At 74.1% G+C, this 19,479-nt stretch carries 23 protein-coding genes; 11 read left to right on the top strand and 12 right to left on the bottom strand.

The window, feature by feature from the left end:
* Positions 1 to 38: 38 nt before the first annotated feature.
* The 4 genes from ACZ6KF_RS26320 (at position 39) to ACZ6KF_RS26335 (ending at position 2,447) form a co-directional block, all read left to right on the top strand.
* A complete protein-coding gene (locus ACZ6KF_RS26320) occupies positions 39 to 683 on the top strand; it encodes a TetR/AcrR family transcriptional regulator (RefSeq protein WP_356630948.1) in 645 nt (214 codons plus the stop codon).
* Positions 684 to 745: 62 nt separating this feature from the next.
* Complete coding sequence (locus tag ACZ6KF_RS26325; RefSeq protein WP_356630950.1) at positions 746 to 1,255, top strand: DinB family protein; 510 nt, start codon at positions 746 to 748, stop codon at positions 1,253 to 1,255.
* 89 nt (positions 1,256 to 1,344) lie between these two features.
* Positions 1,345 to 1,839, top strand: a complete 495-nt coding sequence (locus ACZ6KF_RS26330; protein WP_469159932.1) for a hypothetical protein — start codon at positions 1,345 to 1,347, stop codon at positions 1,837 to 1,839.
* 86 nt (positions 1,840 to 1,925) lie between these two features.
* Positions 1,926 to 2,447 (top strand): hypothetical protein, encoded by a 522-nt coding sequence (locus ACZ6KF_RS26335; RefSeq protein ID WP_469240607.1) that lies wholly within the window; start codon positions 1,926 to 1,928, stop codon positions 2,445 to 2,447.
* Between the two features lie 18 nt (positions 2,448 to 2,465).
* Here the strand turns inward: ACZ6KF_RS26335 and ACZ6KF_RS26340 are convergent, their stop codons facing one another.
* The 4 genes from ACZ6KF_RS26340 to fabG form a co-directional block, all read right to left on the bottom strand.
* Complete coding sequence (locus ACZ6KF_RS26340; RefSeq protein ID WP_356630956.1) at positions 2,466 to 3,149, bottom strand: uracil-DNA glycosylase; 684 nt, start codon at positions 3,147 to 3,149, stop codon at positions 2,466 to 2,468.
* Positions 3,150 to 3,227: 78 nt separating this feature from the next.
* Positions 3,228 to 4,805, bottom strand: coding sequence for an ABC transporter substrate-binding protein (locus ACZ6KF_RS26345; RefSeq protein ID WP_356630958.1), 1,578 nt, complete (start codon positions 4,803 to 4,805; stop codon positions 3,228 to 3,230).
* A gap of 258 nt (positions 4,806 to 5,063) precedes the next feature.
* Positions 5,064 to 5,816 carry an SDR family oxidoreductase gene (locus ACZ6KF_RS26350; RefSeq protein WP_356630960.1) on the bottom strand — a complete coding sequence of 251 codons (753 nt, stop codon included), beginning with the start codon at positions 5,814 to 5,816 and terminating at the stop codon, positions 5,064 to 5,066.
* A gap of 31 nt (positions 5,817 to 5,847) precedes the next feature.
* A complete protein-coding gene (fabG, locus tag ACZ6KF_RS26355) occupies positions 5,848 to 6,609 on the bottom strand; it encodes a 3-oxoacyl-ACP reductase FabG (protein ID WP_356630962.1) in 762 nt (253 codons plus the stop codon).
* 266 nt (positions 6,610 to 6,875) lie between these two features.
* Here fabG and ACZ6KF_RS26360 point away from each other — a divergent pair, with 266 nt between their 5' ends.
* Positions 6,876 to 7,313 carry an excalibur calcium-binding protein gene (locus ACZ6KF_RS26360; RefSeq protein WP_469240609.1) on the top strand — a complete coding sequence of 146 codons (438 nt, stop codon included), beginning with the start codon at positions 6,876 to 6,878 and terminating at the stop codon, positions 7,311 to 7,313.
* 134 nt (positions 7,314 to 7,447) lie between these two features.
* Here ACZ6KF_RS26360 and ACZ6KF_RS26365 read toward each other — a convergent pair whose 3' ends face one another.
* Together ACZ6KF_RS26365 and ACZ6KF_RS26370 are read right to left on the bottom strand one after the other, a co-directional pair.
* Entirely contained in the window at positions 7,448 to 7,831 is a 384-nt protein-coding gene (locus ACZ6KF_RS26365; protein WP_356630966.1) for a DUF3037 domain-containing protein, read from the bottom strand.
* Positions 7,828 to 8,583, bottom strand: a complete 756-nt coding sequence (locus tag ACZ6KF_RS26370; protein WP_469159928.1) for a HipA family kinase — start codon at positions 8,581 to 8,583, stop codon at positions 7,828 to 7,830. Before ACZ6KF_RS26370 ends, ACZ6KF_RS26365 begins: the two co-directional genes overlap by 4 nt.
* 164 nt (positions 8,584 to 8,747) lie before the next feature.
* Here ACZ6KF_RS26370 and ACZ6KF_RS26375 point away from each other — a divergent pair, with 164 nt between their 5' ends.
* Both ACZ6KF_RS26375 and ACZ6KF_RS26380 read left to right on the top strand, forming a co-directional pair.
* Complete coding sequence (locus ACZ6KF_RS26375; RefSeq protein WP_469240632.1) at positions 8,748 to 9,215, top strand: Rieske (2Fe-2S) protein; 468 nt, start codon at positions 8,748 to 8,750, stop codon at positions 9,213 to 9,215.
* Between the two features lie 175 nt (positions 9,216 to 9,390).
* Positions 9,391 to 9,858, top strand: a complete 468-nt coding sequence (locus ACZ6KF_RS26380; RefSeq protein WP_469240611.1) for a pyridoxamine 5'-phosphate oxidase family protein — start codon at positions 9,391 to 9,393, stop codon at positions 9,856 to 9,858.
* 29 nt (positions 9,859 to 9,887) lie between these two features.
* On the opposite strand, the gene ACZ6KF_RS26385 is transcribed toward ACZ6KF_RS26380, so the two are convergent.
* Positions 9,888 to 10,820 (bottom strand): LysR family transcriptional regulator, encoded by a 933-nt coding sequence (locus ACZ6KF_RS26385; RefSeq protein WP_469159926.1) that lies wholly within the window; start codon positions 10,818 to 10,820, stop codon positions 9,888 to 9,890.
* A gap of 75 nt (positions 10,821 to 10,895) precedes the next feature.
* Here ACZ6KF_RS26385 and ACZ6KF_RS26390 point away from each other — a divergent pair, with 75 nt between their 5' ends.
* Positions 10,896 to 11,876: a DMT family transporter gene (locus ACZ6KF_RS26390; protein WP_356630974.1), complete on the top strand. Its 981-nt coding sequence runs from the start codon at positions 10,896 to 10,898 to the stop codon at positions 11,874 to 11,876.
* Between the two features lie 410 nt (positions 11,877 to 12,286).
* Here ACZ6KF_RS26390 and ACZ6KF_RS26395 read toward each other — a convergent pair whose 3' ends face one another.
* Positions 12,287 to 13,618 carry an aminotransferase class I/II-fold pyridoxal phosphate-dependent enzyme gene (locus tag ACZ6KF_RS26395; protein WP_469240613.1) on the bottom strand — a complete coding sequence of 444 codons (1,332 nt, stop codon included), beginning with the start codon at positions 13,616 to 13,618 and terminating at the stop codon, positions 12,287 to 12,289.
* Between the two features lie 35 nt (positions 13,619 to 13,653).
* Here ACZ6KF_RS26395 and ACZ6KF_RS26400 point away from each other — a divergent pair, with 35 nt between their 5' ends.
* Positions 13,654 to 14,349: a pyridoxamine 5'-phosphate oxidase family protein gene (locus ACZ6KF_RS26400; RefSeq protein ID WP_356630978.1), complete on the top strand. Its 696-nt coding sequence runs from the start codon at positions 13,654 to 13,656 to the stop codon at positions 14,347 to 14,349.
* A 27-nt stretch (positions 14,350 to 14,376) separates the two neighbouring features.
* On the opposite strand, the gene ACZ6KF_RS26405 is transcribed toward ACZ6KF_RS26400, so the two are convergent.
* The 3 genes from ACZ6KF_RS26405 to ACZ6KF_RS26415 all read right to left on the bottom strand — a co-directional run bounded on the left by ACZ6KF_RS26405 (position 14,377) and on the right by ACZ6KF_RS26415 (position 17,269).
* Positions 14,377 to 15,378, bottom strand: a complete 1,002-nt coding sequence (locus ACZ6KF_RS26405) for a DMT family transporter (RefSeq protein ID WP_356630980.1) — start codon at positions 15,376 to 15,378, stop codon at positions 14,377 to 14,379.
* Between the two features lie 197 nt (positions 15,379 to 15,575).
* Positions 15,576 to 16,580 carry an EamA family transporter gene (locus tag ACZ6KF_RS26410; RefSeq protein ID WP_469240615.1) on the bottom strand — a complete coding sequence of 335 codons (1,005 nt, stop codon included), beginning with the start codon at positions 16,578 to 16,580 and terminating at the stop codon, positions 15,576 to 15,578.
* 113 nt (positions 16,581 to 16,693) lie between these two features.
* A complete protein-coding gene (locus ACZ6KF_RS26415; protein WP_356630984.1) occupies positions 16,694 to 17,269 on the bottom strand; it encodes a Clp protease N-terminal domain-containing protein in 576 nt (191 codons plus the stop codon).
* A 198-nt stretch (positions 17,270 to 17,467) separates the two neighbouring features.
* On the opposite strand from ACZ6KF_RS26415, the gene ACZ6KF_RS26420 reads away from it, so the two are divergent.
* Positions 17,468 to 17,656 (top strand): hypothetical protein, encoded by a 189-nt coding sequence (locus ACZ6KF_RS26420; RefSeq protein ID WP_356630986.1) that lies wholly within the window; start codon positions 17,468 to 17,470, stop codon positions 17,654 to 17,656.
* Between the two features lie 88 nt (positions 17,657 to 17,744).
* On the opposite strand, the gene ACZ6KF_RS26425 is transcribed toward ACZ6KF_RS26420, so the two are convergent.
* Positions 17,745 to 18,374 carry a PadR family transcriptional regulator gene (locus ACZ6KF_RS26425; RefSeq protein WP_356630988.1) on the bottom strand — a complete coding sequence of 210 codons (630 nt, stop codon included), beginning with the start codon at positions 18,372 to 18,374 and terminating at the stop codon, positions 17,745 to 17,747.
* Between the two features lie 274 nt (positions 18,375 to 18,648).
* Between ACZ6KF_RS26425 and ACZ6KF_RS26430 the strand changes: the two genes are divergently transcribed.
* The gene (locus ACZ6KF_RS26430; protein WP_469240618.1) at positions 18,649 to 19,464 is read left to right on the top strand and encodes a PhzF family phenazine biosynthesis protein; all 816 of its coding nucleotides are present in this window, start codon (positions 18,649 to 18,651) and stop codon (positions 19,462 to 19,464) included.
* Positions 19,465 to 19,479 lie beyond the last annotated feature (15 nt).

Consider the following 19,479-nt stretch of genomic DNA (forward strand, 5'->3'; position numbering starts at 1 on the left):
GTACTACAGGCGTAGTCGGGCGGGGTAGGTTGGACGCCATGCCCGAGCCCGCGCACGACGCCTCCCGCCCCGCGGGACCCCTTGGCACGCCGAGCACCACCGCCGTCCCAGCCGCCTCCCGCGCCGACCTGGTCGCCGACGCCGCCCTCGCCCTGCTCGCCGAGCGCGGGATGCGCGGGCTGACCCACCGGGCGGTCGACGAGGCGGCCGGGCTGCCCCAGGGATCCACTTCGAACGTGGCCCGCACCCGCCGGGCGCTGCTGGAACTGGCGGTGCGCCGGCACGCCGACCGGGAGGCGCGGGTGCTCGGCATGGACGAGCTGCCGGACCCGGGAGACGGCCTGGACGCCCTGCTCGACGCCGTGGCACTGGCGCTGCACCGGACCCTGACCGACCACCGCGACCTGCTGGTCGCCCGCTACGAGCTCGCCCTGGAGGCGACCCGCCGCCCCGAGCTGCGCGCCGCCTACGACGCGGCGGGCGCCCGCTTCCGCGACCGGCTGCACGCCCTGGTCACCGCCCTCGGCTCGACCGCTGCAGACCGGCACGTCCTCTCGCTGGTCGCCTGGGCGGACGGGCTGATGTTCTCCTGCGCGGCCGGCTCCTTCAGCGCCGACGTGCCGAGCCGGGAGGAAGTGCGGGCGGGACTGAGGGAACTGCTGGACGGCATGCTGGGCAACTGATCTCCGGCCGCCCGCCCGGTGAACTCCTGGCCGCGCGGACCGGGTCCGGGAAGGATGGCCGCATGACGACCGAACGCCGTGAACCCGCCCGCAACGCCGACGAGCGCACGATGCTGGAGGGCTGGCTCGACTACCACCGACGGACCCTGGCGTGGAAGTGCGAGGGACTGACGGACGCTCAGCTCAGGACCGCGTCGGTGCCGCCGTCGGAACTGTCCCTGATGGGGCTGGTACGGCACATGGCCGAGGTGGAGCGGATCTGGTACCGCAAGGTGCTGGTGGGCGACGATCCCGGGCCGATCCACTTCTCCGAGCAGGACCCCGACGGCGAGTTCCACCTCACGGAGGCGGACACCTGGGCGGACGCACACGCCACCTGGCAGGCCGAGATCGAGGCCGCCCGGCTGAACGCCGCCGCCTTCGGCCTGGACGACCTCTCCCGGGGCCGCAGCCGCACCGGGGAGCCGTACAGCCTGCGCTGGATCCACACCCACATGATCGAGGAGTACGCGCGGCACAACGGTCACGCCGACCTCATCCGCGAGCGCCTCGACGGCGTCACCGGCGACTGACGTCATCCCCGGCACGCGGATCACCCGTACGAGGCAACCTGGGCCGGTGCTCCGTGCCCGGCGCGGGCCGAGGCAGCAGAGTTACGCGGGTGCACCGTACGACGACCACCGCAGCGCTTCTGGTCACCGTCGCCGCGTCCGCCCTCTCCGGCTGTGTGACGGTCCAACGCCCGCCCACGCCCGCCCGCACCCTGGCGCCGGGGCCGGACGAGCGGGTGAAGCCGCAGATCGTGCAGGCCCCGGCCCGGGAGGCCCTGGAACTGATCGGCCCCTCCGGGCCGCCCGGCCGGGCCGCGCCAGGGGCGGACCGGCCGGCCCCGGCGGCGCGGCCCTCGGCGGACGGAAAACCGCCCGCCGACCGGGAGCCGTCTCCGGCCCGGTCGCCGCGCACCGAATCGCGCCCGGACGACCGGCCGGCCCACCCGGAGCCGCAGCGCCCGCGGCGGCCGTCCGGCACCCGGGCCCCGGCCGCCTCCCAGCAGCCCCGCGAGGGCTCCGGCATCTGCGGTCTCGGCCGTACCTACGGCGGCTGGCACCCGGACAGCCCCCAGTCGACCATCTGCGACGGCGCCTACGGCCGTTGAGCCGGACGCCGGACCGCGCCCCGTCCGCCTCCGCCTGTTAGCGTCGTCGTCGGGACGTGCGGCAGCGGGCGGAGGCGGAGGACGCGGTGGCGGAGCAACAGGAGCAGGCGTCCGCGGACGCCGTGATGAGCCGGATCGGGCAGGTCGTCATGTTGCAGCACGCGGGCGACCGCGAGGAGGCCCGGCACCGCTACCTGCGACTGTGGGCGGAGATCGGCGAGGACGGCGACCCGCTGCACCGGTGCACCCTCGCGCACTACATGGCCGACGCCCAGGACGACCCGGCCGACGAACTGGCCTGGGACCTGCGGGCGCTGGCCGCGGCCGAGGAACTCACCGACGAACGCCTCGCCGAGCACGAGGGCGCGCTCGCGGTGCGCGCCCTGTACCCCTCCCTGCATCTCAACCTCGCCGCCGACTACGTCAAGCTGGGGCGCCGGGAGGCCGGCCGCGCCCATCTGCGCCGCGCCCGGGGCGCCGCCGACGCGCTCGGCGACGACGGCTACGGCAACGGCGTGCGGGCCGCCATCGAGCGGCTGGAGCTGCGGCTGGCGGACGGGGAGCCGGGGGAGGTCGGCCCCTGGGGCCCGCCGCGGCAGCGCCCCTGAGCCGGCCCGGGGGGCGCCTCAGCCCAGGTTGGGGATGCGCCAGTCCACCGGCTCGTGGCCCTGCCGCGCGATGGCCTCGTTCATCTGCGTGAACGGGCGGGAGCCGAAGAACTTCTTCGCGGACAGCGGCGAGGGGTGCGCACCCTTGACCACCGCGTGCCGGCTCTCGTCGATCAGCGGGAGCTTCTTCTGCGCGTAGTTGCCCCACAGCACGAACACCGCCGGGTCGGGCCGCTCGGCGACCGCGCGGATCACCGCGTCGGTGAACTTCTCCCAGCCCTTGCCCTTGTGCGAGTTGGCCTCGCCGGCCCGGACCGTCAGCACCGCGTTGAGCAGCAGCACGCCCTGCCGGGCCCACGGCATCAGATAGCCGTTGTCCGGGATCGGCAGCCCCAGCTCCTCCTGCATCTCCTTGTAGATGTTGCGCAGCGAGGGCGGCGTCCTCACGCCGGGCCGCACCGAGAAGCACAGCCCGTGCCCCTGGCCCTCGCCGTGGTACGGGTCCTGGCCGAGGACGAGCACCTTCACCCGGTCGTACGGCGTGGCCTCCAGCGCGGCGAAGACCTCCTCGCGCGGCGGGTAGACGGGACCTCGCGCCCGCTCCTCCTCGACGAACTCCATCAGCTCCTTGAAGTAGGGCTTGTGCAGTTCGTCGCCCAGGACCCCGCGCCAGGACTCGGGCAGCACGGCGATGTCGGTCACGTCAACTTCCTTACGGTGTGCGGTCGCTTCCAGTCCCAGAACCTACCGGCGACCACTGACAATCACCGCCGCGCGCCCCTACCAGCTGGTCTTGCGGGACAGTTCCCACACCATCATGATCGTCGACGGGTCGAGCGAGCGTTCGCCGCCGGCGATGTCCACGTTGGCGGCGATGTACTGCTTGCCCTGCCACAGCGGCAGCAGCCGGGCGTCGTCGACGAGGATCTGCTGGGCCTCCTCGAAGTCCTCCTCCACCTGGCCGCGGTCGCTCTCCCGGCGGGACCGGGGCAGCAGCACGTCGGTGATCTGCTCGGCGGGGTACGGCGTGCCGAGCGCGTTCTTCTCGCCGACGAACGGCGCGATGTAGTTGTCGGCGTCCGGGAAGTCGGGGAACCAGCCGCGCCCGAACACCGGGTACTCGCCCTTCTGGTAGCCCTCGACGTACGTCTTCCAGGGGCGGCTCTTGAGCGTGATCTCGAACAGGCCGGAGGCCTCGAGCTGGCGCTTGAGCTCCTTGAACAGGACGGCCGTCTCGGAGCCGTAGCGGTCCGTGGTGTACCAGAGGGTGAGCGGGACGGGCTCGGTGATGCCGGCGTCGGTGAGGATCTCGCGGGCCTTGTCGGCGTTCGGGTCGCCGTAGGTGTCGAAGAAGCCCGTGGTGTGGCCGGTGAGGCCCTTGGGGACCATGGAGTACAGCGGGTCGACGGTGTTCTTGTAGATGTTGTGGGCGATCGTCGGGCGGTCGACGATCTGGGCGACGGCCTTGCGCACCGCCTCCTTGCCGGCCCACTCGTCCTTCGGGTTGAACACCAGGTAGCTGATGTCGGCGCCGGAGCCCTCGACCAGCTGCAGCGTGTCGTCGTCCTTGCGCTGCAGGGCGACGATGTCGTCGGCCGCGAGGCCTCGGTAGGTGACGTCGATCTCCTTGGCCCGCAGCGCCTTGACCATGGCGGCGGAGTCCTGGAAGTAGCGGATCGTCACCGCGTCGTTCTGGCGCTCGGCAGCGCCCTTGTAGTTGTCGTTGCGGGTGAGTTCGGCTTCCTTGCCCTCGTCGTACCCGGCGAGCGAGTAAGGGCCGGAGCCGGTCACCCCGCCGTCCTCGCGCAGCTTGTCGGCGGGGTAGTCGTCCGGGTCGACGATGGACATCGCCGGCGTGGCGAGCACGAGCGGGAAGGTCGCGTCGGGGTTCTTGAGGTGGAAGACCACCTCGCGGTCGCCGAGCGCCTGCACCCGGTCCAGGCTGCCCAGCAGGGCCGCGGGGCCGCTGTCGGCGTTGATGGCGAGGATCCGGTCGATCGAGTGCTTGACGGCCTTCGCGTCGAGCGTGCCGCCGTCGGAGAACTTCAGACCCTCGCGCAGCTCGCAGCGGTACGCGGTGTTGGCGCTGTTGGTGAACTCGCAGGTCTCCGCGGCGTCCGGCTGGGGCGTCGTCGAGCCCGTCGGGTAGCTCAGCAGCGTCTGGTAGATGTTGCGGAACAGCTCCCAGGAGCCGTCCCAGGAAGCCGCCGGATCCAGCGTGCTCGGGGCGCTCGTCGTCCCCACGACGATCGGGCCCCCCTCGGCCGAGTCACCGTCCGAAAACAGGCTGCAACCGGCCAGCAAGGATATGGAAGCGATCGCGGCCACTTGCCGCAGGCCTCGATTCCGGTTGAACACGCGCACGCTCCTCGATCTGCCATACCAAGGGTCGGCAGACACTATCGCAGCGCTCAGGCGGCGTGGACCGCCCGTGCACGACGTTCTTGATCACTTCGGCGATGACTACGTTGTCAGACCCCACTGAGCGGCACTTTTCCGGACAGGGGCGCCTGTTCCGTCAACAAAATCGCGTCACGACTTGTCGACATCGAGCCAGGCGCCCCCCTTGTCCGTGCCCGGGCATGCGCCCGTGCGTGCGGCCGTACCCGTGGTCCGTCAGGCGACGCCGGCGTTCAGGAAGATGCCGCCGTCCACGACGAGGGTCTGGCCGGTGATCCAGTCGGCCTGCTCCGAGGTGAGGAACGCGGCGGCGCCGCCGATGTCGGAGGGCACTCCCAGCCGGGCCAGCGGGTAGGCCGCGGCGGCCTCCGCCTCGCGGCCCTCGTACAGGGCCTCGGCGAACCTGGTCTTGACCACGGCCGGTGCGATCGCGTTGACCCGCACCCGCGGCGCGAACTCGTGCGCCAGCTGGACGGTCAGGTTGATCATCGCGGCCTTGCTGACGCCGTACGCGCCGATGAAGGGCGAGGGCGCGAGGCCCGCGACGGAGGCGATGTTGACGATCGCGCCGCCGTTGTCCTTCTGCCAGGCGTGCCAGGTCTTCTGGGCGAAGCCCAGCGCCGAGATCACGTTGGTCTCGAACACCTTGCGCGCGACGTCGAGGTCGAGGTCGGCGATGGGCCCGAACACCGGGTTGGTGCCGGCGTTGTTGACCAGGTAGTCGACCCGGCCGAAGGCCTCCATGGTGCGCTCGACGGCGACGGCCTGGTGGTCCAGGTCGTGCGCCTTGCCGGCCACGCCGATGGCCCGGTCGGCGCCGAGCCGCTCGACGGCCTCCTTGAGGGCGTCCTCGTTGCGGCCGGTGATGCAGACGCGGTCACCGCGCGCGATCAGCGCTTCGGCGACGCCGTAACCGATGCCGCGGCTGCCGCCGGTGACGAGCGCGGCCTTGCCGGAAAGTTCAGTCATGTCCCTGTTCCTCGGGGTTGCCTGGCTCGAACTAGTCGAGCGGTCCGCCGGCCACGTACAGCACCTGGCCGGAGACGAAGCCGGCCGCCTCGCCGGTGAAGAAGGCGATGGCGTTGGCGATGTCCTCGGGCTCGCCGACGCGCTGGACCGGAATCTGGGTGGCCGCGGCGGCCTTGAACTCCTCGAAGCCCATGCCGACCCGCTGGGCGGTCGCCGCCGTCATGTCGGTGGCGATGAAGCCCGGGGCGACGGCGTTGGCGGTGATGCCGAACTTGCCGAGCTCCTTGGCGAGGGTCTTGGTGAAGCCCTGCAGACCGGCCTTGGCGGCGGAGTAGTTGGCCTGGCCGCGGTTGCCGAGGGCGGAGGACGAGGAGAGGTTGACGATGCGACCGAAGCCGGCGTCCACCATGTGCTTCTGACAGGCCTTCGACATCAGGAAGCTGCCGCGCAGGTGCACGTTCATGACGGTGTCCCAGTCGGAGACGCTCATCTTGAACAGCAGGTTGTCGCGGAGGACGCCCGCGTTGTTGACGAGGATCGTCGGCGCGCCGAGTTCCTCCACGACACGGGCGACGGCCGCCTCGACCTGCGCCTCGTCGGAGACGTCGCAGCCGACGGCGACGGCCCTGCCGCCGGCCGCGGTGATCTTCTCGACGGTGTCCTTGCAGGCGGCCTCGTCGAGGTCGATCACGGCGACCGCGCGGCCCTCGGCCGCCAGGCGTACGGCCGTGGCGGCGCCGATGCCCCGCGCGGCGCCCGTCACGACTGCGACCCGCTGCTCAGTGGTGGACATTGCTGCTTCTCCTCGCCCTTGGGATGCGGCTTCAAAACGGCCGCCCATCGGTGAGCGACCGCTTAGTACCTTCAGCAGACGTGACGCTAGAAGCACTGGCACCCGGTGTCAACGGCACGCCCGGAGCGTGTGATCCATCACCCGTCCGGCGCATCGCGCGAGGACCCGTCCCGGGCACCCGATCGGCCTACGGCGGCGCGCGGCGTACGCCGGTCGGCCCATAGCGTCGAGGCGCGAGCCATCCGTGGCCGGAAAGGAGGCGCCCCATGCGCCGTCATACCGGTGCCCTCGGCACGCTGATCGCGATCGCCGCGATGCTGCCGTCGGCCGCCACAGCTCACGCCCAGGATCTGGACTGCGCCGACTTCACCTACCGGGAGGAGGCGCAGGCCGTGCTCGACAGCGACCCGTCCGATCCCAACCGCCTGGACGAGGACGACGGCCCGGACGACGGCGTCGCCTGCGAACTCCTGCCCCGCCGCGGCGGCCCGGTCATCTCGTCGACCATGCGCCCGGCTCCCGCGGCCCCGACGCCGGCCGTCCCCAGCCCGCCCGCCACCGTGTCCCCGAGCCTCGGCGTGGAAGGCGGCCTCGGTACGACGTCGTCCTCCGGCCCGACGGCCTGGGAAACGGCGATGGGCGTCACCTTCGCCACCACCGCCGCGCTGACGGCCGGCTACCTCATCAGGCGACGGCGCACCTGACGCGGCGCGCCGCGCCTCCCGGTGTCCCGCCGGAGGAACGCGGCCCGGACCGGCCGCCCCGGGCGCGGGGGAACTGCGCCACCGGTCCGCCTCCCGGCACCCGCACGACGATCAGCCTCTGCCGACACCCGGCCTCACCGCACCAGCAGCCCCAGCAGCCGTTCCACTTCACCCTCCGGATCGGCGGTGAGCCCCGTGTGCACCGGCCCCGGCTGGACCACCGTCGAGCGGGGCGCGATCAGCCAGCGGAAGCGGCGGCCCGCGTCGTCGCCCGCCGCCTGGCCCGCGCCGGCGCCCCCGCCGCACACGCCCTCGACGGCGCGCAGCGCGGCGCGCACGCCGGCCACGTCGGCGGCGGGGTCGAGGGCGAGCAGCCGCGCCTCGTCGAGGTGCGTGCGGGCGCCGACGTACGCCTTGGCACGGCAGTACACGAGCACCCCCGCGTTGATGCACTCGCCGCGCTCGACGCGGGGCACGACCCGCAGCAGCGCGTACTCGAAGACGTGCCGGTCGGTCACTTGTCCCCCCGGATGCGCTCGTGGACGACGGCCGCCCGGGCCAGCAGGGGCCGGGCGTAGGCCCGCCGCAGTTCGTCGGGCGTGCCGAACCCCGGCTCGTCGGTGAGCCAGACGTCGGGGATCTCGGCGGTGACCTCGGCGAGCAGGTCCTCGGTGACGAGCGGGGCGAGGTCGGCGGCTGCCGTGGCGACGTCCGGCGAGAACGGTCGCAGCGCGTGGTCGGAGGCGTCGTAGGGCCGGGCGGCCGAGGTCTCGGCGGAGGGCCAGTTGTGGTGCCAGATCATGGTGGCGCCGTGGTCGATCAGCCAGAGTTCGCCGTGCCACATCAGCAGGTTGGGGTTGCGCCAGGACCGGTCGACGTTGTTCACCAGCGCGTCGAACCAGACGATCCGCCCGGCCTCCTCGGGGCTCACCTCGAAGGCGAGCGGGTCGAAGCCGAGCGCGCCGGACAGGAAGTCCATGCCGAGGTTGGCGCCGCCGCTGGACTTCAGCAGTTCCTGCACCTCCGGGTCGGGTTCGCCGAGGCCCAGCACGGGGTCCAGCCGGACGGCCGCGAGCCCGGGGGCCCTGAAGCCCAGCCTCCGGGCGAGTTCGCCGCAGACGACTTCGGCGACGAGGGTCTTGCGGCCCTGGCCCGCTCCGGTGAACTTGGTGACGTACGTCCCGAAGTCGTCGGCCTCGACGAGTCCCGGCAGCGAGCCTCCCTCACGCAGGGGCGTGATGTAGCGGGTCGCGATGACTTCCTTGAGCATCGCCCCAGGTTACTGGGGCGCGAACGGGTGAAGTTCCGCGCGGGCCCTGAACCGGTTCCGCGTCCGGGACGTACTGCTGAACGGATAGGACCGCCTCTCGAAGGGTAGGACCCCGCATGTCCAGCGAAATGTCCGGCGACGTGTCCGCCGAGAAGTCCGGTGAGATGTCCGGTGGCCGGTCCGGTGCGTCCGGCACGCACCCCGGTTCGGGCCCGGCCCGCCGCACCGTCCTCGCGGCGGCCGGCGCCGCGGGGCTGGCCGCCGCGCTCACCGCCTGCGGGTCGGACGGCGACTCGTCCGCCCCGGGCGGCGACTCGTCCGCCCCGGGCGGCGACTCGTCCGGCCCGGGCGGCGCCGTGCTCGGTTCGACGTCGGAGGTGCCCGAGGGCGGCGGCAAGGTGTTCGGGGACGTGGTGGTCACCCAGCCGACGGCCGGGGAGTTCAAGGCGTTCTCCTCGAAGTGCACCCATCAGGGCTGCGCGGTGCGGGACGTCAAGGACGGGGTGATCATCTGCCCGTGCCACGACAGCCGGTTCTCCGCGACGGACGGCAGCGTCCAGAAGGGCCCGGCGACCGAGCCGCTGGCCGCCGCCGGGATCACCGTGGACGGGGACCGGATCAAGCGGGCGTGAACCGGCTCCGGGGGGAAGGGCTTGCCGTGGCGGCCCGGGCGGGCGAGATTGGCCACCGTCGCGCGCCCGGGGAGGCGACCGCCTCCAAGGTGCGGACGCCGGGGGACGACACCGCCGTCGCGCGCCCGGGCGCACGCCCGCGACCTGCACTGCCGACACTCCCGAGAGGAATCGCATGACCGTCACTCAGCGCCGGGGCCGCAAGATCATGATGACGCCCGGTGAGCTGGACGAGTTCCTCACGACCCAGCGCACCTGCCGGGTCGCCACGGTGTCGGCCGACGGCTACCCGCACGTCAGCACGCTCTGGTTCGCCTGGGACGGCACGTCCCTGTGGCTGTACTCGGTCGTGCGCAGCAGGCGCTGGGCCGATCTGCGCCGCGATCCGCGGGTGGCCGTCGTGGTGGACACGGGCGAGGAGTACGGCGAGCTGCGCGGCGCGGAGCTGTCCGGGACCGTCGAGTTCGTGGGCGAGATTCCCCGCACCGGGGAGCCGTACGCCGAACTCGACGCGCCGGAGACGCTGTTCGCCCGCAAGAACTTCGGCCTGGAGGAGATGCCCCACGACGGGCGGCACGCCTGGCTGCGGCTGACGCCCACGAAGACGGTCTCCTGGGACTTCCGCAAGCTGGCGTCCCTGTAGCGCCGGTCCCTCGCCACAGCAGACCTAGGCTAGGCCGCGGCAGCCGCCCCCGCCCGCTCCCCCGCGACCCGCTCCCCCGCCGCCCGCAGGGCCCGCACCGCGGCCCGGATCGACGGACGGCGGTCCGCGTCGGCGCGCCAGACGACGTAGACGTGGCGGCGCACCCGCTGCCTGAGCGGCGCGGTGACGACCCCGGCGGGCACCGGCAGCCGGCCCAGCAGCGGGGCGATGCACACGCCGAGTCCGGCGGCGACCAGGCCGAGCTGGGTGTGGGTCTCGGCGGCGCGGTGGCCGACGATCGGCTCGATGCCCCGCGAGCGCAGCGTGAACATCAGCCACTCGTGGCAGAACTCGCCCTCGCCCCAAGTGATCCACTCGTCCTGCGCGAACTCCCCGAGGTCGACCTCCTCGCGCCCGGCGAGCCGGTGCCCGGCCGGCATGGCGACGTCGGCGGGGTCGTCCAGGAGCGGCGCCTTGACCAGACCGTCGGGCAGCGGCATCGGCTTGTTGTACCAGTCGAGGACGACGGCGAGGTCGAGGTCGCCGCGCACGACGCCCCGGATGCCGTTCTCCGGCTCCAGTTCGCAGGAGCGCAGGCGCAGCGCGGGATGCTCGGCGCGCAGTGCGGCCAGCGCCGTCGGGAACAGGCCGCGCGCGGCGGTCGGGAACGCCGACAGGCGCAGCTCCCCGGCGACCTGCCCGCGCTGTGCCTCCAGGTCGACCTGGGCCAGCTCCACCTGCGACAGGATGCGCGCGGCGTGCTCGGCGAGCAGCCGGCCCGCGTCGGTGAGCCGCACGCCCCGCCCGTGCTTGGCGAGCAGCTGCTGGCCGACCTCCCGCTCCAGCTTGGCCAGTTGCTGCGAGACCGCCGAGGTCGTGACGTGCAGTCCCTCGGCCGCGCCGCTCACCGATCCGTGCCGGGCGAGGGCGTCCAGGGTGCGCAGCCGCTCCAGGTTCAACATGTAAGTGATGCTACGAGATATGCGGCGCGAATTCTCGATTGTGCTACGAGATGCGGGCGTCGCATGGTGGTGCCCATGACCACCGTCACCGCCTCCGGAACCCGCCCCGACCGGCACCCCGTCCGGCGTCCCGGACGCCGCCTCCGCCGGTCCGCCGCCCGGCCCCGCCGGACCGTCGACTGGCGTCTGCGCTTCGCCGCCCTGTCGTTGATCTGGGGCTTCAGCTTCCTGCTCATCAAGGTCGGCACGGAGGGGTACGCCCCCTTCCAGGTGACCCTCGGGCGGCTGGTGTTCGGTACGGCGGTGCTCGCGGCGGCGATGGCGGTCAAGCGCGAGCGTCTCCCGCGCGGGGCGCGGAACTGGGCGCACCTGACGGTCGCGGCGTTCCTCCTCAACGCCCTGCCGTTCTCGCTGTTCGCCTACGCCGAGCTGACGATCCCGTCGACGCTGGCCGGCATCTGCAACGCGACCTCGCCGCTGTGGGGCATGGCCCTGTCGCTGGTCGCCCTCTCCGAGGACCGTCCGACCCGGGTCCGGGTGGCCGGTCTGGGGCTGGGCTTCCTCGGGGTGCTGACGGTGCTCGGAGCCTGGCAGGGCTTCACCGGCGTCGACCCGACGGGCACCGGGCTCGCGCTGCTGGCCTCGCTGAGCTACCCGGTCGGCTGGATCTACGTCCGCCGCACGCTGGCGGGCACGGGCGCGTCGAACCTGTCCCTGACGGGGACGCAGCTGCTGCTCGCCACCGTCCAGCTCGCGGTCGTCACGCCGCTGTTCACCAGCGCGCCGGCCCGTCCGGCGGTCGTTCCGCTGCTGGCGATCGCCGCTCTGGGCGCCCTGGGCACGGGACTGGCGGTGCTGCTGCAGTACGGCCTGGTGGCCGAGGTCGGGCCGACGACGGCGCAGATGGTCACCTACTTCATCCCCGTGATCGCCACCGCGGCGGGCGTCGCGGTCCTCGGGGAGTCCCTGACGTGGTCGACGCCGGTGGGCGCGGCGATCGTCCTGGCGGGCGCGGCGCTGACGCAGGTGCGGCCGAGGAGGGCCGGGGCGAGCTGACGCGGGGGCTGTGGACGGCCTGGGTGAGCCGACGGGGCGGTGGGGGCGGCGGCCGGGGAGCAGGCGGGAGGGTTGGGCGGGGCGCTGCGGGCGGCCGGGGAGCCGGCGCGGGCGGTCGCCGGCGGCCGGAGTGAGCTGACGCCGGGTCCGCGGACGGCCGGGGAGCCGGCGCGGGGCGCCGCCCCCGGCCCAGGCACCGCCCGCAGCGCCGAGCGGCGCCTCGCCCGACCCCGCGTCGAAACGCCCCACCGCGCCGACGTGGGCCGCCTGCGGTCGGCCGGGCGCGGACGGTCGGCCCGCAGCGAACCCCCGGTCCACGGACGGCGGCGCCCGGCCGGCCCCGGTCCCGCCCGGGCGCCGGGGCGGCAGCGTGCGGCGACCCCGTCACCGCGCCGGATCGGCCCCTCCCGTCAGACCCACCTCCGCCCCGGCGCTGGCCCCACCGCCGCGGCGATCGCGTCCGCCAGCGCCGCCGCCTCCGACTCGGCCAGCGTCGAGACGGTGACCCGGATGCCCGGCGGGGCGCTCATCCGGAAGCGGGCGCCGGGGGCGACCGCCCAGCCCGCGTGCAGGAGGCGGGCGACGGCCCCGGTCTCGTCCGGGACCGGCATCCAGACGTTGAGGCCGCTGCGCCCGCGGGCGGCGATGCCGTGCCGGGCGAGCGCGCCGATCAGCGCGTCCCGTCGCCGCCCGTACGCCGCCGCCACCGCGGAGGGGTCCACCGCGCCGCCGGTCCACAGCCGCAGCACGGCCCGCTGGGTGAGGAGGCTGACCCAGCCGGGGCCCAGCCGCTGACGTCCGCGGACCCGGTCCAGGGTGACGTCGTCCCCGGTGAGCACCGCGAGCCGCAGGTCGGGGCCGTATGCCTTGGCCACCGAGCGGACGAAGGCCCAGTGGCGGGCGACACCGGCCAGCGGGTGCAGGGGCAGGTCGACGATCCCGTGCCCGTGGTCGTCCTCGATCACCAGGGTCGCCGGGTGCCGGCGCAGCACGGAGCGCAGGGCACGCGCGCGGGGGGCGCTGACGGCGGCGCCGGTGGGGTTCTGGGCCCGGTCGGTGACGATGAGGGCGCGCGCTCCCGCCGTGAGGGCGCGCTCGACGTCGGCCGGGAGCGGTCCCTCGTCGTCGACGGCGACCGGGACGGTCCGCAGCCCCAGCGCGGGCACCAGGTCGAGCAGGCTGCCCCACCCCGGGTCCTCGACGGCGACGGCGTCCCCCGGCTTGAGGTGCGCGGCGAGGACGCGCTCGACGGCGTCCAGCGAGCCCGAGGTGACGGCGACCGGCCCGGGCGGCACTCCCCCGGCGTCGAGGTCGTCCCGCGCGGCACGGACCAGGCCGGGTTCGAGGGGATCGTCGCCGTAGAGCACGGGCGTCCGGTCGCCCTGCTCGGCCGCCGCCGCGAACGCCTCCCTCAGCGACGGCAGCAGCGCCGGGTCGGGGTTGCCGGCGGCCAGGTCGCGCACGCCCTCCGGCACCTCCACCCGGATCTGCTCGCGCCCGGTCGTGGCCGGCTTGGGCCGCACCCTGCTGCCCCGTCGGCCGTCCGTCTCGATGACCCCGCGCTCGCGCAGGACTCGATAGGCGGCGGCGACGGTGTTGGGATTCACGCCCAGCTGCGCCGCCAACTCCCTCATGGGCGGCAGCAATTGGCCCGGTCGCAGCGCCCCGGACCCCACCCCGCGCTCCACGCTCGCGGAAATCTCCGCGGCGCCCCGGCCCTCGATCCGATAATCTCCTAGCACAAACACAAGTATGCACTAGTGCAATGGAGAGTGCCATGCAGGGGTCCGAGCAGACGCCGTCGCAGTCCACCGCCTACACGCCGACCGAGCGCACGGTCCCCACCCGCTCCCCCGGCCGAGCCGCGTACGACAGGGAACTGGTGCACGCGATACTCGACGAGGGCTGCGTCTGCCACCTCGGCTTCGTCCGGGACGGCGCCCCCGTCGTCCTGCCGACGCTGTACGGCCGGATCGGCGAGCGGCTCTATGTGCACGGATCGACGGGCTCGCGCCCGCTGCGCATGGCGGGGCAGGCCGCCGGTCCGGGGCTGCCGGTGTGCCTGACGGTCACCCATGTCGACGCGCTGATCCTGGCCCGCTCGGCGTTCCACCACTCCATGAACTACCGCTCGGTGGTGGTGCACGGCGTCGCCCACGACGTCACGGACCCCGAGGAGAAGCGCGAGGCCCTGGACGCGCTGGTCGAGCAGGTGGTCCCGGGCCGGTCGAAGGACTCCCGGCCCGGGAACAGGAAGGAACTGGCCGCCACGGCGGTGATCCGGCTGGACCTCGACCAGGTCTCCGCGAAGCTCCGCACCGGCGGCGTCAACGACGAGCCCGAGGACCTGGCCCTGCCCCACTGGGCCGGCGTGGTCCCCCTCCGCAAGGGCTACGGAACCCCGCTCCCGGACCCGGAGCTGGCCGCCGGGACCGGGCTCCCCGGCTACCTCGCGGACCTCACCTCGGCGTGACCCGCCGGCCCGGTCACCTCGCGGACCTCACCTCCGTGCGACCCGCTCACGCAGCCGGCTCACGGCCCGCGTGCGTCCCCTCCGCCCGGAGGACGATCCCCTCGCCTCGGCCGTCGCCGGCCCGGTGACCGAGGCGAGCAGGAGCAGCGTGCCGGCCAGCGTGGCCGCGTCGAGCCGTTCACCGAGCAGGGCGACGGCGAGGACGGCCGCGCTGACCGGTTCCAACAGCATGATCAGCGACACGGTGGCGGACCGTACGACGGCCGCGCCCGCGAAGTAGAGGGCGTACGCGAGCGCCGTCGGCACGGCCGCGATGTACGCCAGGAGCCACAGCAGCCGCAGCGGCTCGGCGGTGTGCGGGACCAGGCCCTCGGCCAGCGCGAACGGCAGCAGGCACAGGCTCGTCACCGCGAACGCCCACACGGTCGTCGCGGAGGCGTCCGCACCGCCGTCGCGGCCCCAGTAGCGGGTCAGCAGGGTCATCGCCGAGTATCCGCCCGCCGACAGCAGCGCGAGCACCACGCCCGAGGGCCGTACGGCCGTCTCTCCGCCGCCGAGGACGAGCAGCGCGAGCCCGGCGAGCGCCCCGGCGACGGCCGTGAGCCCGGCGCGGCCGAGCCGCTCGCCCATGGTGAGCCGGGCGCCGAGCGCGATGAGCACCGGACCGGCGCCGAGGGTGACGACGGTCGCGACGGCCAGGCCGGTGGCCGAGACCGCGGCGAAGTAGGCCGTCTGGAACACGGCGAGCCCGAGCCCGGTGGCGCCGACGCGCAGCGCCCTGCGGGCGAACGGCTCGGGGCGGGCGACGGCCCGGGGGCGGGAGCGCGGTCGCAGCAGGCGTGCGGCGGCCAGCAGCGCGAGGCCCGCGGCACAGCGCCAGAAGGACAGGGCGACGGCGCCCATGTCGCTGGTCCGGTAGACCAGGGAGGCGGCGGCGCCCGCGGTGCCCCAGGCGGCGCCGGCGACGATCAGATACAGCAGGCCTCGCCCGACGGGCAGGCCGGAGACAGCGTGGGACGGTGTGGACACGGTGTTCTCTCCGCAGACGCGCAACGGGGTGCGCGGAAGTTCGGTGGTGGACCGCCGTCGGCGCGGGGTCCTCGGACTTCGTCCGCGGGCAGCACGGTCACGCCCCGGCGCGGTGCGCGGGGCGCTGATTTCCCGGGGCCCGCCTTCAGGCGGCCGGGGGCGGGAGAACGCGTGCGTCCGAATGCATGATCGTCACCCTAGGCCGAGGTTCCCCGCGCGGACAACTCCGTTTCGGCCCCGCCTCCGGCGACCGGGTCCGCTGCGGGCTTGGCCGGCGTGGACGACTGGGCGATGAAGGCGCCCGCCAGCACCACCGCGCCTCCGACGAGCTGCGGCGCGGACAGGCGCTCGCCGAGCAGCACCCACGCCAGCACGGTCGCCACGACCGCCTCCAGGCACGCCACCACGCCCGCGACCTGCGGGGAGAGCCGGCGTACGGCCAGCACGCCGGTGACGTAGGCGACGACGGTCGCCACCAGCACGATCCAGCCCAGCAGCACAGCGGCCGGGACCGTGGCCCCGTCCATGTCCGCTCCGCCCGCGAGCACCGACCAGTCCATGCCCCAGGGACGGGCGACCAGGGTGAGCACGGCCGCGCCGACGAGGAGTCCGTAGGCGATGACGCCGAGCGGGTCGGGGGCGTCGTCGCCCGAGTCGCCGCCCTGGTCGGCCAGGACGAAGTAGCCGACCTGGCAGCAGGCGGCCCCGAGCGCCAGCAGCAGCCCGAGGGCGTCGAAGCCGAGTCCGGCCCACACCTCGACGACGCAGGCGAGTCCCCCGACCGCGAGGACGACGCCGAGCGCGGCGGCACGGGTGACGGGCCGCCGCTGCACGAACCGCACCCAGCCCAGCACCAGGGCGGGCGCGAGGTACTCGACGAGCAGCGCGACGCCGACCGGGATGCGGGAGATCGCGGCGAAGTAGCAGGCCTGCACGCCGGCGACGGCGAGCAGGCCGAAACCGGCGAGCAGCGCGGGGCGGCTGCGCACCAGGGCGCGGTGGCGCACGGCGAGCGGCAGCATCACCAGGGCCGCCCCGGCCACCCTCAGCCACACGACGTGCAGCGGGTCGAGGCCCGCTTCGATCAGCGGCTTGGCCGCGACTCCGGATCCGCCGAAGGCGACCGCCGACCCGACGGCGAGCCCGAGCCCGACGCCCCTGCCGCGGCTGCCCCGGCTGCTGACTGACGTATGCACCGGCACATGATGACAGGCGACGACATGACCGTCACCCCATATGGCACCTGTCTCACGCGCCGGACCGCCGTGCACGCTCAGTGCTCCGGCAACCCCGCTCAGCACTCCGGCGGACGCGCTCAGTACTCCGGCAGGTCGTCGAGCCGCCCGGACCGGCCCTCTCCCGCGGCCGGCAGGCTCTCGATCAGCGTCAGCAGCTCGGCCGCGTCCCATCCGGCCCGGGCGAGCACCTCGACGGCCCGCGCCCGCGGCTCGGCGACGATCACGGCGAGCAGGTCCACTCCGCCGGCCCGCTCCTCCCCACGTCGCGCCGCCCGCTCCCAGGCGCGGCCGAGCGCCGCGGCGGCCAGGGGCGAGTACCCCTCGCCCTCCTGCCCGCCGCCCAGGGCCGGTGCCGCGCCGGAGTCCTCGACGCTGCTCTGCCAGCGCAGCCCGTAGCCGATGCTGCGCTGCACGAGATAGCCGAGGAGCCGGGCGAGCCGGGGCCCGGCGTCGAAGAGGGCGCGCACATCGGCGTCGTACTCGAGGAGGGAGTGCAGCAGATGCGCGGTGTCGATCTGCCGGTCCCCGTCGCGCAGGGCCCGTCTGCGGGCACCGGCGACCACCGCCGCCAGCTCGGCGCTGAGCCAGGCGTCCGTGACCGGTCCGGGGAGCCCCGGGTCACGGGGCGACTGCCGGGGAATTCGGGATTGCACACCTTCACCCCATCAGTCTCTTCGGCGCCGGTCATCCCCGGCCAGAAGCATCTTCGGGTCCCGCAGAAAGCGGACATCCCCGCCCGCATCTCCTCCTTGGGGATGAGATCAGGCCACAGTGGCGCGCACAGCGCGCGCCGCCTTGCCATGCGCCCCCGAAGCGCAACTTTCGCGCGCGTCCAGTCGTCCCACACCGACATGGAGTGCAAGTGCTGGCTGGTGGCGCTGCCGGCCGTGGACGGCATGCAGTACGTCTACCGCGTCCACGCCCCGGAGGACGCCCTGCCCGCCGACCTGTTCTGGGACGCATGGCACTGCCACGACGAGGGTCCGTTCCCGCGCGCGTGGGACGTGTTCGACGCGGCGGTGATCCGCCGGGTGGGCTGAACCGCCCGGCGGATCACACCGTCACCCGACCCCGGACCCCCCGCCGCCTGGCCGCGGACCACCCGGACGCGCGTGGGGCCGATGCCCGTCAGTCCTCGTCGGCGAGGATGAGGTACAGCTTCTTGCGGGCGTCGTTGATGACGCCGAGCGCCTTCTCGCGCTGTTCCTTGCTGCCGGTCTTCCAGACCTGCCCGAAGGCCTCCATCAGCCCGAAGCCGGCCTGCCGGATCTCGCCGAGCGCCTCCCAGTCGACGCCGCGGGACGCCTCCTCCCAGGGCGCGTCGGGGCCTTCCTCGGCCGCCGCGCGGCCCGCCTCGGTGAGGGAGAAGAGCTTCTTGCCGCCTTCGCTCTCACTGACGATCAGGCCTTCGTCCTCCAGCAACTGGAGGGTGGGGTAGACCGAGCCGGGGCTGGGCTTCCATGCGCCGCCGCTGCGCTCGGCGATCTCCTGGATCATCTCGTAGCCGTGCATCGGCCGGTCCGTCAGCAGGGCGAGGATCGACGCCCGCACGTCACCGCGCCGCGCCCGCCCCCGTGGCCCGCCGCGCCCTCGCCCGCCCCAGGGTCCGGGCCCGAAACCCGGACCGAAACCGGGCCCGAACCCGCGCTCGCCCGGCCCGAAGGGCCCGAAGGCGGCCCGCCGCCCGTCGAAGCCGCCCCGCCCCGTGCGACCGGCGCCACCGTGTCCATGGCCGCGCTCGTATCCGTGGGTACGCATCGCCATCACTCCATTCGTTCGCTGATCTAACGCGATGTCTCAACGATATATCGGAACCTGTCGTCCGGCAAGAGTGCCCGAACATCGCCGCCCCTCCGGATCCACGACCCGGGCCACGGCCGGGAAAGGGCCGGACGGGAAGAACGAGGGCAAAGCCGGGCGAGCCCGCCGGGTCGGCCCCGCCGGGCGTACGCCTCCGACGCGCCGGAAAACCGGTCCACCACTCCCCGATTGGCCTTGGCCCGCCCCTTCGCGCACCCTCTAGCGTCCTGGCATGCGGATTCGAATCGTCGACGCCTTCACCGACCGCCCCTTCGCCGGCAACCCGGCCGGGGTCCTGCTCCTCGACGCCTTCCCGGACGACGGCTGGCTCCAGCGCGTGGCCATGGAGGTCAACCACGCCGAGACGACCTTCGCCCACCCGCTCCCCGAGGGCGACGAGGCGGACTGGGCGCTGCGCTGGTTCACGCCCGCCACCGAGGTCGCGCTGTGCGGGCACGCCACGCTCGCCACGGCCCACGTCCTGCACACCACCGGCGCCCACACCGGTCCCGTCCGCTTCGCCACGCGCAGCGGCGTCCTGACCGCCACGCCCGACGCCGACGGCATGATCACCCTGGACTTCCCGACCGCCCCGCTCACTGCGGTCGACATCCCCGACGGCGTCGCCGAGGCCCTCGGCGCACAGCCGCTCGCCGCCCTCGACACCGGCCCGAACGTGGGCGACCTGCTGATCGAGCTGGCCGACGAGAAGACGGTCCACGCGCTGCGCCCCGACCACCGCGCCCTCGGCGCCCACTCGGCGCGCGGCGTCATCGCCACCGCCCGTGCCGAGGACCGGGCCCGGGGGTACGACTACGTCTCCCGCTGCTTCTTCCCGAACGTCGGCATCGACGAGGACCCCGTCACCGGCAGCGCCCACACCGCCCTGGCCCCGTACTGGTCCGAGCGCATCGGCACACCCGAGCTGACCGGTCTGCAGGCGTCCCCGCGCTCCGGCCTGGTCCGCACGCGACTGCGCGGCGCCCGCACCCTGCTGAGCGGCCGCGCGGTCACCGTCATCGAGGGCGAACTGCTCGCGCGGCCCTGACGCGGCGTCCGCGGA

Source organism: Streptomyces sp. NPDC046379 (assembly GCF_055587785.1).